Raw genomic sequence first — 15,173 nt, forward strand, 5'->3', positions numbered from 1 at the left:
CGACAAGGCTTATTGGTGCAATACACGGGTTATCCCAGCGCGGAACTTGTGCAGTGGGGAAACGTTAACGCCTTGAGCGACGAACCCTTGCACCCACGATGGGGCTTTATTTAACACCTGCAGGGCATCCGCTTGTGTTTCAAATTCAGAAAAAACACATGCGCCTGTTCCTGTAAGGCGAGACGGAGCATATTCTAACAGCCAAGAAACAAGCTGTTCAACCTCACGAAAACGTTTTCTTGCGATTGGTTCGCAGTCATTTGCGTACGGAGCCAGTAATAATGCGGCTAGGGAGCGTTTTGGAGAATTTCGATTTAATTGTGGATCTGTGAAGATCATCGGGGTTGATATTTCAATTCCGGGATGAGCGACGAGATACCATTTCTCTTCAGGGGAAGCTTTGGTTAAAATATCACCAATCCCTTCAGCGAAAGCGGCATGTCCACGAACAAACACAGGAACATCAGCACCTAATGATGCACCTAATTCTGCAAGGACTTCATCAGAAACCTGTGTTTTCCAATGTTCGTTAAGCGCAATTAAGGTTGTTGCTGCGTTTGATGAGCCCCCACCAATACCACCGCCCATGGGCAATACTTTATGAATACAAATATCAGCCCCTAATGGGCCATCGTATTGTAAGGTATCGCGGCAATAGGATTGTAATAATTTAGCTGCCCGTAAAATTAGGTTTTTTTCGGGGGGAACCCCTTGCATGTCAGTCAATAAATTCAGTTGGTCGTCATCACGTGCTGTAATGGTGATTTCATCGCCATAATCAACAAATTGAAATAGAGTTTGTAATTCATGGTAGCCATCAGAGCGTTGGCCTGTGATGTACAAAAAAAGATTTAATTTTGCCGGAGAAGGCCATGTTAACGTCATTTCTTCAGTGTCCAACTATCCATTTTTAATTTGATAAGCCTGTCCCCTTGGCGTAGCTCTAGGTAGTTTGGCAGCATAGGTACCGTTTTGCTGTCATAGGAAATGTAGTTGAGCTGCCAAGTTTCACCATTGCTTTTAAACGTGACACTTTTCAGCAGGTGGTTTTCATCTAAGGTAAAGTCTGTTGCACGTCCCGGTGAGCCTGTTAACCATGCAGTTAGGTCATCAATTGGAATTTCCATACCAGTAAGTTGATAGATAAGCTCGCTTGGAACGTCACTCATATGGGTTTGGCCATCTTTAGTGGTTAACCGAGCTAAATCAGGTTCAACGGTAAGCTCAAGTTCGCGGCTACCTAATGGGTTGGTCAGCAACAAACGGTACTTTTCAGGTGTATATTGTTGCCAGAAAAACTTAGCATACGTTTTTGTTTCTCCGCCGTTATAGGCAAATGATCCACGGGTTTGGTAGTCACGTAACTGACTTAATTCCTGTTGATGTGCTTTCCATTTCGCATCGGATGCGGAGCTGGTTCCTTTTGTGGTCGTTTGTGACGTTGTCACGCATGCGGTTAGCAAGACGCATGAAAGTGGCAATAGGCGAAAAAAATGCTTATTTATGTGCATAAAGGGCAAAGTTTGAGTTAATTGCATATCAAATCTCAAAGTTGTATTGGGCGCTGATAGCAGTCTCTAATTGAGTTACTTGCATTTAAAGAAGTTCAGTTTAGCGCGTTAAGGCCATCAGAGTCATCTATTACACTAGATGATATACCTTGCGGATAAAAACCTGTAAGTGATTTACCGTTTGTATACAAATAACATAGTGTATTGACAGGGAAAATGGTTCCTTAAAAATGTTATTAGGCCAATCCAGTTTGGGTTCATGTGGCGTTAAGTTATCAGGATAAACCTCACCAGTCACCATTTGCTTTCTGTGCGAAATAATTGCATTCTCTATGCATCTTATTGTAGTTAATTTATCATTGTAAATAATGATATGGCTGATAATCAGTTTCATATAGCATAAATAAACGATAAAATTACGATCAGTTGTGATTGGTAAAATAACCATTACGTCTGTTTTTTTCGGTTTATTTTTTGGCGCGGGTCATCTTTCTGAAGGATAGGCTTATGTAAACCGTAGAAAGAGAGACGCGGATCATCTACAATAGAACAATATAAATAACAGTATTGCTAAATTGGTGGGGAATACCCATCGAGCATTACTGAAAATAATTAGCACTGTAAGCAATGTGAGTAAGTCGTAAAGCACAATGACCTTATTAGCCTTAGGCATCAACCATAAAACAGCACCAGTAGCCCTGCGTGAGCGGGTGACATTTGGTCCTGAAAAAATTGACCATGCACTTGAGGAACTTCTCAAACAGCCTCAAGTGAATGGTGGCGTTGTGCTGTCTACCTGTAATAGAACTGAGCTTTACTTGAGCCTTGAATCACAAGAACGAGCTCAAGAACAGCTAGTAAAATGGTTGTGTGATTTTCATGGTATAACCCAAAAAGATTTACAGCCAAGTTTATATTGGCACCAAGACGACCGAGCGGTGAGCCACCTAATGCGTGTGGCGAGTGGCTTGGATTCATTAGTTTTGGGGGAGCCACAAATATTAGGGCAAGTAAAAAAGGCGTTTGCACTTTCGCAAGGTAACCATTCGTTATCAAGCGAACTTGAGCGTCTTTTCCAAAAATCATTTTCTGTTGCAAAACGTGTGCGTACAGAAACCGATATTGGAGCGAATGCAGTTTCTGTGGCATTTGCTGCTTGTACACTTGCTCGTCAAATATTTGAATCACTTAAGCATTTAAATATTTTGTTAGTTGGCGCAGGGGAAACTATTGAACTTGTGGCTCGTCATTTGCGCGAACACGGCGTACAAAAAATGATGATAGCTAACCGAACACGTGAACGTGCGGAGCTATTGGCCAATGAGGTGAATGCACAAGTTATTTCGTTATCGGATATTGATAACCGTTTAGCTGAAGCGGATATTGTCATTAGTTCAACGGCGAGTCCTTTACCCATTATAGGGAAAGGGATGGTCGAGCGTGCTATGAAAATACGTCGTAGTAAGCCGATGTTATTAATTGATATTGCCGTTCCTCGTGATATCGAACAAGATGTTGAAAAATTAAGAGATGTTTATCTCTATACTGTGGATGATTTGGAATCTATCATTGCACAGAACCTTGCTCAGCGAAAAGCCGCAGCCGTTGAAGCTGAATACATTGTTGAGCAAGAAAGTAGCCACTTTATGGATTGGTTGCGCTCACAAGCGGCAGTGTCTACAATTCGCGATTACAGAGAACAAGCTGAGGCCATTCGGGCAAATATGACTGAAAAAGCGTTGACGGCTATCCGTCAAGGTGCAGACCCTGAGCAAGTGATCATGCAATTATCGCAACAATTAACCAACCGCCTTATTCACGCTCCAACCAAATCTTTGCAGCAAGCTGCAGGAAATGGGGATGTAGAGCGTCTAAATCTACTTAGGGACAGCTTAGGGCTGGACCATCAATAACCACATTTTAATCATAGGTCTTATATAACGAATGAAGCCTTCTATTGTCGCAAAACTAGAAGCATTACAAGAACGCTACGAAGAAATTGAAGCGCACCTTGCTGATGCAGGTGTAATTGCCGATCAAGACCGTTTTCGTGCTTTATCAAAAGAATATGCTCAATTGTCTGATGTCGCTAAATGCTTTAGCGCATGGCGCACAGTACAGGATGACATCGAAACAGCTGAAATGTTGTTAGACGATCCTGAAATGAAAGAAATGGCTCAAGAAGAGCTTAAAGAAGCCAAAGCGCGCAATGAAGAGCTCGAACAGCAATTACAATTGTTATTGCTTCCGAAAGATCCTGATGATGAATATAACTGCTTCGTTGAAATCCGTGCGGGAGCAGGGGGAGACGAAGCGGCAATTTTTGCGGGTGATTTATTCCGTATGTATAGCCGCTATGCAGAAAACAACCGCTGGCGCGTTGAATTAATGAGCACGAGTGATGGTGAACATGGCGGTTTTAAAGAAGTTATCGCGAAAATTTCCGGTGATAGCGTTTATGGTCGCTTAAAGTTTGAGTCAGGCGGTCATCGTGTTCAACGTGTCCCTGAAACTGAATCTCAAGGCCGTATCCACACTTCTGCTTGTACTGTGGCTATTTTACCTGAACTGCCAGAAGCTGAGTTACCTGAGATCAGCCCTGCGGACTTACGTATTGATACCTTCCGTTCATCGGGAGCGGGTGGTCAGCACGTTAACACCACAGATTCTGCAATTCGTATTACCCATATTCCAACAGGTATCGTTGTTGAGTGCCAAGATGAACGTTCACAACATAAAAACAAAGCGAAAGCGATGTCTGTGTTAGGTGCGCGTATTCGCCAAGCAGAAATGGATAAACGCCAAGCCGCGGAAGCCTCTGAACGTCGTAACCTGTTGGGTTCTGGTGACCGTTCTGACCGTATTCGTACCTATAATTTCCCTCAAGGCCGAGTGACTGACCACCGTATCAACTTAACGTTATACCGTTTGGATGAAGTGATGGAAGGAAAACTGGATTCACTTATCCAACCTATCATCAATGAATACCAGGCAGACCAACTTTCTGCGTTGTCTGAGCAGGAATAATGCAATATATCGAATGGGTCAAGCAGGCAGCGAATCGGCTGTCTGCAAGTGACAGTGCAAAGCGAGACGCTGAAATTTTACTGGAACATGTCACAGGCCGCAGTCGTACCTATCTTTTTGCTTTTGGTGAAACAGAACTCAAAGCCGAAGAATTCCAACAAGCTGAATTACTTTTACAACGCCGTGAGAAAGGTGAGCCTATCGCCTATATTATCGGTGAACGTGAGTTCTGGTCTCTTCCTCTTTATGTCTCTCCTGCAACACTAATACCTAGGCCAGATACTGAATGCATTATTGAACAAGCATTATCTAGGCTAACAGAGCAAAAAAATCAAATTTTAGATTTAGGCACTGGGACAGGGGCGATTGCATTGGCTTTGGCGTCAGAGATGCAACAAAGTCAGGTTATTGGTGTTGATTTTAACCCTGATGCAGTTGCTTTAGCACAACGAAATCAGCAGCGTTTGAATATTTCAAATGTCAAATTTATACAAAGTAATTGGTTTTCTTCACTATCAATTCAACAATTTGATATGATTATCAGTAATCCACCCTATATTGATGAAAATGATATGCACCTCAGTGAAGGTGATGTGCGATTTGAGCCGTTAACCGCTCTAGTGGCGAAGGATGAAGGCTTAGCTGATTTAATGCATATCATTAAAGAATCTAAAAAGTATCTTAAAAATCAAGGGTGGTTGCTTCTTGAGCATGGCTGGACACAAGGTCTTGCGGTGCGTGATTTATTTAAAGTACATGGGTACACCAAAATTGAGACTTGTCTTGATTATGGTGGAAGAGAGCGAATTTCACTCGGTCAATGGAATGGTTAAGTGGCGTAGCAGTGGGAATGTAATGAAAACCATAGCGAATATAGAGTTTAATCAACTCCCTTTAAGTGAAGGGATCATGACTGTGTCACAATGTATCCGTCATGATTTCCCGCTGATGAAAGTGCAAGCTCAGTTAGATAGCTTAGTATCATCAGCCAAGTCTTGTATCGATTTAACTGCTGATAATGAAACAAAAATTCAGCAATTGACTTCACTTTTCTACCAAGAATGGTCGTTTGGTCCAGCTGAAGGAATTTATTTGTTATCGGATATGCTGTGGTTAGATAAAGTATTGTCATCTAAGCAAGGTACGCCAGTGACACTCGGTGCTATCTTCTTGTATGTTGCCGAACGCCTTGGTATTGCGATTTATCCCGCTATTTTTCCTACGCAATTATTATTTATCAGTGAAAGAAATGATGGCAGCCAATGGGTAATTAACCCTGTTAATGGCGAGTCTTTATCATTACACACATTAAATTTATGGCTCAAAGGAACAGTTGATCCTTTTTCTGAATTTTACCATGACCAACTGGATGTAGCAGAAAACAGCGTTGTCATTCGTAAAATTTTTGACACATTAAAAGCGTCATTAATGGAAGAGAAAAAGATGGAATTAGCGTTGCGGGTTTGTGAAACGCTTCTGACTCTTGACCCTGAAGACCCTTACGAAATTCGTGACCGAGGGTTAATTCTGGCACATTTAGACTGTAATCATGTGGCATTGAGCGATCTCAATTATTTTATTGAGCATTGCCCAGAAGACCCTGTTTCTGAAATGATTAAAATACAAATTTATTCGCTGGATAACCATCCGGTCGTATTACATTAATTAACATACAGGCCTATCCCCTGTTTTAATATTTAAGGTAAGAGTATGCAACAGAAAGTAGTCAATATTGGTGATATCAATGTCGCGAACGACTTGCCGTTTGTGTTATTTGGTGGAATGAATGTATTAGAATCCCGCGATATGGCGATGAAAGTGTGTGAGCATTATGTCACGGTGACACAAAAGCTGGGAATTCCTTATGTTTTTAAAGCGTCATTTGATAAAGCAAATCGCTCATCAATCCACTCTTATCGTGGCCCTGGTCTTGAAGAAGGAATGAAAATATTCCAAGAGTTGAAACAAACATTTGGCGTAAAAATCATTACGGATGTTCATGAGCCAGCACAGGCCGCCCCTGTTGCTGAAGTCGTTGATGTTATCCAATTACCTGCGTTCTTAGCTCGCCAAACAGATTTAGTTGCGGCAATGGCTAAAACAGATGCAGTAATTAATATTAAAAAACCACAGTTTATCAGCCCAGGGCAAATGGGGAATATCGTCGAGAAATTTATCGAAGGCGGTAATGATAAAATTATTCTTTGCGACCGCGGTGCGAACTTTGGTTATGACAATCTAGTGGTTGATATGCTTGGCTTTAATGTCATGGTCCAAGCATCAAAAGGCTGTCCTGTCATTTTCGACGTAACCCATGCACTGCAATGTCGCGACCCGTTCGGTGCAGCATCTGGTGGCCGTCGTGGTCAAGTTGCTGAGTTGGCAAGAGCTGGAATGGCGGTTGGAATAGCAGGTTTATTCCTTGAAGCGCATCCAGACCCAGACAACGCACGTTGCGATGGCCCATCAGCACTGCCATTAGATAAGCTGGAACCATTCCTGAAACAAATGAAAGCAATTGACGAAGTTGTAAAAAGCTTCCCAGAGTTAGATACAAGTCGCTAAGTTAGGCGGTTTATGCAACTCACTGAAGTCGTTTCTATGTTCGGCGCTGATTTACAGCGCCGATATGGTGAAAAAATCTATAAAATCACCTTACATGGTGGCTTTAATTGCCCGAACCGTGATGGCACCCTTGGGCGAGGAGGCTGCACTTTTTGTAATGTGGCCTCTTTTGCTGATGAAAGTCAGTCATCTCAAACTATTAGTGAACAAATTCACCAACAGATCACCCGAATTTCCCGCGCAAAACGTTATTTAGCTTATTTTCAAGCCTATACCAGCACTTATGCCGAAGTAAGCCTATTAAAACAACTTTATGAAGAAGCCTTACTGCAAGCCGATATTGTTGGTTTATGCGTAGGAACTCGCCCTGACTGTGTCCCTGAATCCGTTTTGTCTTTGTTAGGCCAGTATCAACAGAAAGGCTATGAAATATGGCTTGAGCTAGGTTTACAAAGTGCTCATGATAAAACACTACATCGTATTAATCGTGGCCATGGTTTTGATGCATACCGACAAACAACGCAAAAAGCCCGTAGCCTTGGATTAAAAGTGTGTACGCATTTGATTTGTGGATTACCCGGGGAAAATGGCCAAATGAACATGGAAACACTTGATAAAGTGCTTGAATGCGGAACGGATGGTATCAAATTACATCCGTTACATATTGTTGAAGGCAGTGTGATGGCCAAAAGTTGGCGAGCAGGGCGCTTGGCAACGCTTTCTCTTGATGAATATACCCAAACTGCTGGTGAAATGGTACGTCATACTCCGACTGACATTGTCTACCACCGTATCAGTGCAAGTGCAAGAAAGCCAACTTTGCTCGCCCCGAACTGGTGTGAAAATCATTGGGTGGGAATGAATAATTTATATCAATATTTCTTAAAATGGGGAGGGCAAGGCTCCGCGCTTTGACTTCTTTAATGAGAACAACTATGAAATCAAATTTTTATAAAGCTATTATCGTTTCATCTCTAATTACGTTTTCTTTTCAAGCTGCCGCTCAACTTGATATTACTCCTGAAGATAAACAAAAATTCGTACAAACTTACCAAAAAGCAGTCAAGAAAGATGCCCTTGCTCAGTACCAACTTGCTCAAATGTATTTTTCCGGTTTAGGTGTCCTACAAAATTTTAATAATGCGCGTTTATGGGCAAATGAAGCGGCAAAAAACGGTAATGCGGATGGTTATGCATTATTGGCGGATATCAATCTATTAAGTGATAGTTACTTTTCGCAGGAATTGGCTGATGCCCGTAAATACGCGACAAAAGCGGTTGAAATGGGCAGTACGCGCGGAAAAATCAGTTTAGCAGAGTCATTGATAAATCCAATTGCAGGCAAAACGGATTATCAACAATCTATAGAACTTCTTAATGAAGTTAATGCGTTAAATAACCCGGATTATTTTATTGCTCCAATTTTACTTGGTGTTATCTATTTAGATGGCAAAGGCGTTGCAAAAGACGAAAAGCAAGCACAGCAATGGTTTGATAAAGCAAATGAGATGACTTATCCAGGCTATGCAGAGTGGATGGCTGCGTTTAGATTTTCTGAAGATAACACAGGAACGGTGACCATCGACCAAGTTAAAGCAAAAAAATTAAGGGAAATAGCCTGCGAAAAAGGAAAAAATGCAGGGAATGAGATGTTTTGTTTTAGTGAGTGATAGCTAAACCGCCATGTGAAATAGCATGGCGGTTTGCTTTGATACCTAAGTTAAGGCGTTGTTGTTGATTTTTCTGTGTCGATAGAACCTGCCTGTTCGATAGCTTTAACGGCTTCAAGTGCATGATCCATTGAATTATAAAAGCTCAATACGCCTTCAATAGGTGTCACTTTCGCTCTTGCCAAAGTTTTTAATGGCTGGAACGGAATGTCACAAACTAAGACATGGGTATCTTTGCGTACGGCATCTATGAATTTTTCGAAAGCTTCTAAACCACCTGCATCTAAAACCGGCACTGCGTCCCATTGCATAATAATGGTTTCATAACCTGCGCTTTTGACACGCAATTCATCGAAAATACGCTCAGCAGCAGCGAAAAATAACGGGCCATTTATTCTTACGACTAAACGGCTTCGCTCTTCGTCTGTTTCTGCGAGTTGTGTTGAACGGGTCATATTGGCAATACGCCGCATGAACAATAATGACGCGAGAACAATCCCGACAGTGATAGCAATAACCATATCAAATAGAACAGTTAGAGACATACATAGTACTAATACAATAATGTCATCTTTTGGCGCGCGTTTAATCAGGTAAACGACTTTGCCCGCAGCACTCATGTTCCAAGCCACTATCAATAGTAATGCAGACATTGCGGCTAATGGCAGATAAGAGAGCATTGGTGCAAGAACTAATAATGTAAGTATCACCAGTATTGAGTGAATAATCGCAGAAATGGGGGATGTAGCACCTGCACGGACGTTAGCTGCAGAGCGTGCTATTGCAGCGGTTGCTGTGATCCCACCAAAAAAAGGCGCCGCAATGTTCCCCACACCTTGGCCAATAAGTTCACTATTGGAATGGTGCTTGGTTCCTGTCATGTTGTCCAATACTACAGCACATAACAGTGACTCAATTGCGCCAAGTACCGCCATAGAAAATGCTGCAGGCATTAATGCGGTGATCATCGCCCAGTTGATTGGCGCACTTCCGGGGAGTTCCCATGGCAAAATAAACTGCGGTAGGATAGGGGGAATACCATTACCTTCAGTACCATCAGGCAATAAATAGCTAAATTCAGAACCGATAGTCGCGACTTCCATACCAAATAATGAAAGTACCCACATGACGAAAGTCCCGACAATAAGGGCTGGCAAATGGCCGGGAAGTTTTAATTTTAGTTTAGGCCAGAAGATAAGCACCAAAAGGGTTGAAAGACCAATTAGTGTGTCACTGTACTGAAAAGTGGGGAAGGTATTGCCAATAGCAATGAGCTTATCAACATAGTTTTCTGGGACATGCGCCATTTGCAAGCCAAAGAAATCTTTAATTTGCATGGTAGCAATGGTGATAGCAATTCCCGAAGTAAAGCCTAAGGTGACAGAAACGGGTATGTATTCAATAAACTTACCAAAGCGAGCAAACCCCATCGCAAGAAGTATGACACCCGACATCAATGTGGCGACTAATAACCCACTTAATCCAAATTGTTGAGAGACAGGATAGAGGATCACCACAAAAGCCGCTGTGGGGCCTGAAACGCTATAGCGTGACCCACCAGTTACCGCGATGACGATCCCAGCAATCGCGGCAGTATAAAGCCCATATTGAGGCGGAACACCGCTAGCGATAGCCAAAGCCATTGCGAGGGGGATAGCGATAATACCCACGGTAATACCCGCGATTAAATCCTTAATAAAGCGGGTAGCCGTATATTTTTCTTTCCAACAAGAATCTATTAGCGCACTAAAAGGGCGCAACCTATTAATTTTTTTTGTACTCATTATACCCTACCAAATAACAGGGTGAAAAATAAACGAAAGATGTACCTATAAGGATACGCTTAGCAATCTAAAAAAAATCTGTTATGTATCAATGAATCTGCAATTATCATAACGTTTTCAGTAACAAAAGTAAAAAACCGTTATATTATAAAGAAAAATAGTTAGAGTACATTTTATATGGCTATTTTTCTTTTTTAGACTGTATATGTGAATGATGTAATCGTAATTTTATTTTTTAAGTAGTAATTATAAATCATTATAAATAAATAATTAGTCAACACGTATAATGGCTAGATTGTTATGATTGCTACCAATAATCCTATCCATTGCAGTAGTACTAGCCCAAGAGCACGTATGAAAAGACGTTTAGTCCCAGACCACCTTTGCTGCATCGTACAATGTTTAATTTTGCTTGGAAATAAAAAATTTAAAGCGTTATCAAAATGTTCTGTTTCATTATGTGTGTAGATAATTTTAAAGAAATGGTTATCTAGCCATAGGCGATATATATAATATTGGCAAATTATAAATATAATTACATTGACGAATAAAATATATTTAGGGTAATTAGAATCCAAAAATAAACTTAATTGGCAAAATAATGCTAATACAGACCCTACAGCGAAATAACGCCAACTATGAGTCAAAATAGTGATGACTTCACCTTGTTGTTTATTCATCAATGTATTCATTTTTTCACTCGGTTTAGGTGGTAATGGGTATACCAATAATTCAGCTGCTCTATCGTTGCTGTATTTAAAATCACTTGTGGGCGAGTTTGCTCAACTAATACTACGGCCCCTTCTATATTTTTAGCATCACCATGATGTACCAGCCATGCAACAGCCACAGTCGCACTTCGTGAGTAACCTAATTTGCAATGAATATATACCGCACCGTGTTTTACCAACTCATCCATAGTATGGACTGACTTTTCGATATCTTCCGCGCTTAGAGGTAACAAATCAATTTGCGGTTGGCTACAATATTTCAGCCCTTTACTGTAAGAATTGCGAGGCCATTCGCAAGTCATATCTAAAACAGCTTGAGTTTGCAAAGCGTAAAGCGGGCGCCCTCCCAAAACAATATGTTTACTGACAATACTGGGTTGTGCGCAGTGCTTAGCGAAGTAATGATAGGTTCCCCAAGCAATCAGCCGGTATGGTAGTAATAAAATAGCAGCTGAAGGGGAAATATTACCTTCCGGTGTTTTTTGGAAAACGCTGGCTCCGGCTCCTAAATAGCCAAGGGTAATAAAAAAGAGGGCAATAGCAGGCCATAATAGTAACCAAGCGAACCCTTGGAAGGTAAAAGCAAGAATAAAACAAGCAAGAGAACTGGTTCCATAGTTTTTACTCATTTTAAAACTGCGAGGAGAACTTGTGTAATGCCATTGCCAATGGGTTTGTATAGGAAGTAAATAGCTAATTAATAGGCCAACGACAAAGCCAGTGATGACATCAATAAAGTGGTGTTGCCATGTGGTTAGAACTGAAATTAAAATTAAAACAGACCAACTATGAAGCAACCAGCGCCATTTTGTTGGTGTATGTGCTCGAAAACGTAACCATAGGATCCACAATAAAATAATATGTAATGAAGGGGCTTGGTTAAAGGGGAGATCAAATAGCTCTAGGCTGTTAAACATCCAGCCAAATAGGCCATCAGTGCTTGGTCGAGGGAAACTAAACTTTAGTGGAAATAGCAAAAAACCAATACAAGCAACAAGAGAAGCCGTGATCAGCCGTAAGCCGTGGATGGTTTGTTCTTTACGGGTCGTGCAAATAAATAATGATAACCCATAGAATAAGTCAATGCTCCAATAGGGAATGATAGTCCAAGGAAGAAATGGGATATGTGTTTCCCAAGAAAAAACGATAGAGGGAACCTGGTCTAACGTTGCGGTATAGGTATTGACTTGGCCATAAGTTAAGAAGAAAAAAGGTGCTAGAAAAACTAACCATAGCAAACCAGACAGTATTATTTTGCGTCGAGGTACAACCTGTTGAGGTTCGCGGGTTGCAGTTATCATCCTTTATCCTATTCCTTAAATGTCAACGAACTGGTGGTGATATTAGTAAATGATTGGGAAAACAAATAACGCTAAGCAGCATAGGTGCTTTGCTAACAATAAACAACGGCTATCATCTAAAGTTGAAGTAAGTGATTGATGGCAATAATGTGTCACCAATCACTCTGGAGGATAACTAGATTAACGCCGTCTAGCTATAGATACGCTGAATATGCCCCAGTTATCAATTGATTGGTTTAGTTTTTCAAAGCCCGCTTCTTCAACTAAAGCATCCATTTCGCCTTGGCTACGGCAACGCATAACCCATGCTTGCCCACCTTGGTGGCTTGGGAGTACCCGGGCAATCATTTCAACTTGAGGGTGCCATGGTTGACAGGTATAAATTAATAGCCCGCCAGATGGAATTGCCCGAGAAAGCCCATTTAATGAAGCCTTTATCATTTCATTATTGGGGAACAGCTCATACAAACCACTGACGATGCCAATTGTTGGCGATGGTGAAACCGCAGCTAGATCATCGGCATCAAAAGCATTACCTTCAGTAAATTGGATTTTGTCTTCAAGGTAACGTTCTTTTATATGTAATCGCCCTTGCTCAACATTGATAGGGCTATAGTCTCTTAGCAGGACGGACTCGACTTTTCCATAGTCATTAATCGCATCAAAAATATAACGACCTTGGCCTGCGGCAATATCCATAATTCGCACGGGAGTCCCTTTCTCTGTTAGGTCACGAATAGCCTGCCGAATGATGTTTTCAATATTGACTTTGCGTTGGCGTATTCCTTGCCAGCCAATACTGTTGAGATATTGCCTATCAATCACACGGCCAAACAAGCCTTTCCCCTGCGCTTTATCGCGATATACGTAATCAAGGGTCGAACCTGAATCAAACCCTTTATCATAACCAATACGAATACCTTCAGAAGCTTTGCCAAGTGTGCTCATTGATTTGCTCATAATTTTATAAGCAAGATTTTTGGGACACCATTTAGGTAATGGTGTCATGAGTGAACGATATTTTTCAGCGCTGACACTCCACGTATCTTCATATTGATAATTATGTTGGTAGCGCGGTAAGGCGAATAATTTGCCAATAAACTCACGGATTTTCTCAAGTGGGATATGGCGTTCTTTTTCACCTAAAGTGTCATGATAAAAACCGGGTAATATAAGCTTTTCTTTTATTGGGGTGTTTAATTTTTCAAAAAACTGATGTTGAGGCCGGTGGTGAACAACGTGGTCGCTACCCGAAATAAATAGTTGAGTGGGCAAAGTAATTGCACCCGCATCAGCAACGATGCGATCAGCCGTTTTATACAGCTCAAGTAAAATATTGACGGCAATAGGGCGAGTGATCAATGGGTCGCGATTAAACGAATCAATTCGTTGTGCATCGTGAGTGAGAAATTTAGCTTTAACATACGAATTTACATAGAACAAGCCTCGAGCCTTTTGCATTAAAGCAAGCCCTGTTCGGGCAAATGGAACATACAATTTAACTTTAAATGCAGGGGAGGCGAGTACCATCCCTCGAATTTTGGGGGCGTAGTCATGAACCCAAGCGGAGACAAGAACGGCACCAACACTTTGCCCAATGACAATGATATTTTCTAACGGAATATTATATTCAGCGGAAATGTAACGCACAAACTCATCGACATCATTGATGGATGTGCTTAGTGAAGGGCTATAACCTCGAGGGCCATCATTTCTACCATGGCCACGGGCATCCCATGCAAACATAGCATAGTCAGGTAAATTGAGTTCATCGACTAAATGGGCGACTCGGCCGGAATGTTCATGGCCTCGATGAAATAAAATAATCGCTTTGTTGGTCGGCGTTTCTGTTGGCCAATGTCGATAAAAAAGAGAAGTATGGTCACTGGTGGTAAATTGGGACTCAATAACGGGACGTTGCGTCAGATAATCTGTCTGAACGTTCATAATTCTTCCTTAATTATTATTCGCAGGTGTAGATAATTCACAAAGAGCACGGCGAATACGGTTATAGCAAGTATAAAACAGCAACAAAGTTAAAAGGATAAACAGATAATTTACCCAACTAGAAAAGATAATCTGTGGAAAAATGCTAACGAGCAGTCCTAGCGTACCAAAAATAAAGGCTCGATCACTTTTACCAATAGGGCCGTCATAGCGCCGAGATGCACCAATTGATTGAGCGATAACGCCAATAAACTCAGTGAGTAGCGCAAGAAATAGAATTAATAAAATAAGCCAAAATGCTTGAGGGAAAATAACGGCAAATGGTGAGTAGAGTGCGACATCTGAAATGACATCACCAAGCTCATTTAATATTGCACCCAGATGGCTTTTCTGGTTGTGTTCTCTTGCTAACATGCCATCAATCGCATTGAGTGCCATACGAATAAACAGAACGAAAGGTAATAAAATAAACAGGTGCGGATTTGGAATGAACAGTAATAGCATTCCGCTGATCACGGATAAAAGTAAAGCCGCCAAGGTGACTTGGTTGGCGGTAACTCCCATACTAAATAACTTATGAACAATTGGACGAAGCAGATCTTGAAATTTAGGTTTCAGATCGTAAATGGTCATTGAG

General features: G+C 41.4%; 13 protein-coding genes. 7 read left to right on the forward strand and 6 right to left on the reverse strand.

From position 1 onward, the window contains the following. Window positions 1-9: 9 nt before the first annotated feature. Together ispE and lolB are read right to left on the reverse strand one after the other, a co-directional pair. Window positions 10-885 carry a 4-(cytidine 5'-diphospho)-2-C-methyl-D-erythritol kinase gene (ispE, locus tag M1F25_RS10295; protein ID WP_094962513.1) on the reverse strand — a complete coding sequence of 292 codons (876 nt, stop codon included), beginning with the start codon at window positions 883-885 and terminating at the stop codon, window positions 10-12. Beyond that, complete coding sequence (gene lolB / locus M1F25_RS10300) at window positions 882-1,538, reverse strand: lipoprotein insertase outer membrane protein LolB (RefSeq protein WP_004264131.1); 657 nt, start codon at window positions 1,536-1,538, stop codon at window positions 882-884. The genes ispE and lolB overlap by 4 nt, the downstream gene beginning before the upstream one ends. Window positions 1,539-2,161: 623 nt before the next feature. On the opposite strand from lolB, the gene hemA reads away from it, so the two are divergent. From hemA to M1F25_RS10335, 7 genes are read left to right on the forward strand one after another with little or no spacing between them, the layout of a single operon-like run. Further along, window positions 2,162-3,424, forward strand: a complete 1,263-nt coding sequence (gene hemA / locus M1F25_RS10305) for a glutamyl-tRNA reductase (RefSeq protein ID WP_004264133.1) — start codon at window positions 2,162-2,164, stop codon at window positions 3,422-3,424. Window positions 3,425-3,455: 31 nt separating this feature from the next. After that, complete coding sequence (gene prfA, locus M1F25_RS10310; protein ID WP_004264135.1) at window positions 3,456-4,538, forward strand: peptide chain release factor 1; 1,083 nt, start codon at window positions 3,456-3,458, stop codon at window positions 4,536-4,538. Then, a complete protein-coding gene (gene prmC, locus M1F25_RS10315) occupies window positions 4,538-5,371 on the forward strand; it encodes a peptide chain release factor N(5)-glutamine methyltransferase (protein ID WP_094962514.1) in 834 nt (277 codons plus the stop codon). Before prfA ends, prmC begins: the two co-directional genes overlap by 1 nt. Before the next feature lie 22 nt (window positions 5,372-5,393). Then, window positions 5,394-6,203 (forward strand): invasion regulator SirB1, encoded by an 810-nt coding sequence (gene sirB1 / locus M1F25_RS10320; protein WP_036958727.1) that lies wholly within the window; start codon window positions 5,394-5,396, stop codon window positions 6,201-6,203. A gap of 45 nt (window positions 6,204-6,248) precedes the next feature. After that, on the forward strand, window positions 6,249-7,103 hold the full coding sequence (gene kdsA, locus M1F25_RS10325) for a 3-deoxy-8-phosphooctulonate synthase (RefSeq protein WP_004255137.1): 855 nt from the start codon (window positions 6,249-6,251) through the stop codon (window positions 7,101-7,103). Between the two features lie 12 nt (window positions 7,104-7,115). Next, window positions 7,116-8,018: a TIGR01212 family radical SAM protein gene (locus M1F25_RS10330; protein ID WP_094962515.1), complete on the forward strand. Its 903-nt coding sequence runs from the start codon at window positions 7,116-7,118 to the stop codon at window positions 8,016-8,018. Window positions 8,019-8,038: 20 nt separating this feature from the next. Beyond that, entirely contained in the window at window positions 8,039-8,773 is a 735-nt protein-coding gene (locus M1F25_RS10335) for a tetratricopeptide repeat protein (protein ID WP_094962516.1), read from the forward strand. A 50-nt stretch (window positions 8,774-8,823) separates the two neighbouring features. On the opposite strand, the gene dauA is transcribed toward M1F25_RS10335, so the two are convergent. The 4 genes from dauA to M1F25_RS10355 all read right to left on the reverse strand — a co-directional run bounded on the left by dauA (window position 8,824) and on the right by M1F25_RS10355 (window position 15,169). After that, window positions 8,824-10,557: a C4-dicarboxylic acid transporter DauA gene (gene dauA, locus M1F25_RS10340; protein ID WP_110591652.1), complete on the reverse strand. Its 1,734-nt coding sequence runs from the start codon at window positions 10,555-10,557 to the stop codon at window positions 8,824-8,826. 688 nt (window positions 10,558-11,245) lie between these two features. Beyond that, on the reverse strand, window positions 11,246-12,589 hold the full coding sequence (locus tag M1F25_RS10345) for a phosphatase PAP2/dual specificity phosphatase family protein (RefSeq protein ID WP_165880137.1): 1,344 nt from the start codon (window positions 12,587-12,589) through the stop codon (window positions 11,246-11,248). A gap of 180 nt (window positions 12,590-12,769) precedes the next feature. Then, complete coding sequence (locus M1F25_RS10350) at window positions 12,770-14,536, reverse strand: bifunctional alpha/beta hydrolase/class I SAM-dependent methyltransferase (protein WP_181489647.1); 1,767 nt, start codon at window positions 14,534-14,536, stop codon at window positions 12,770-12,772. 9 nt (window positions 14,537-14,545) lie between these two features. Further along, a complete protein-coding gene (locus M1F25_RS10355; RefSeq protein WP_110591655.1) occupies window positions 14,546-15,169 on the reverse strand; it encodes a CDP-alcohol phosphatidyltransferase family protein in 624 nt (207 codons plus the stop codon). Window positions 15,170-15,173: the final 4 nt, after the last annotated feature.

Source organism: Providencia sp. PROV109, assembly GCF_033681625.1.
GTDB lineage: Bacteria > Pseudomonadota > Gammaproteobacteria > Enterobacterales > Enterobacteriaceae > Providencia > Providencia hangzhouensis.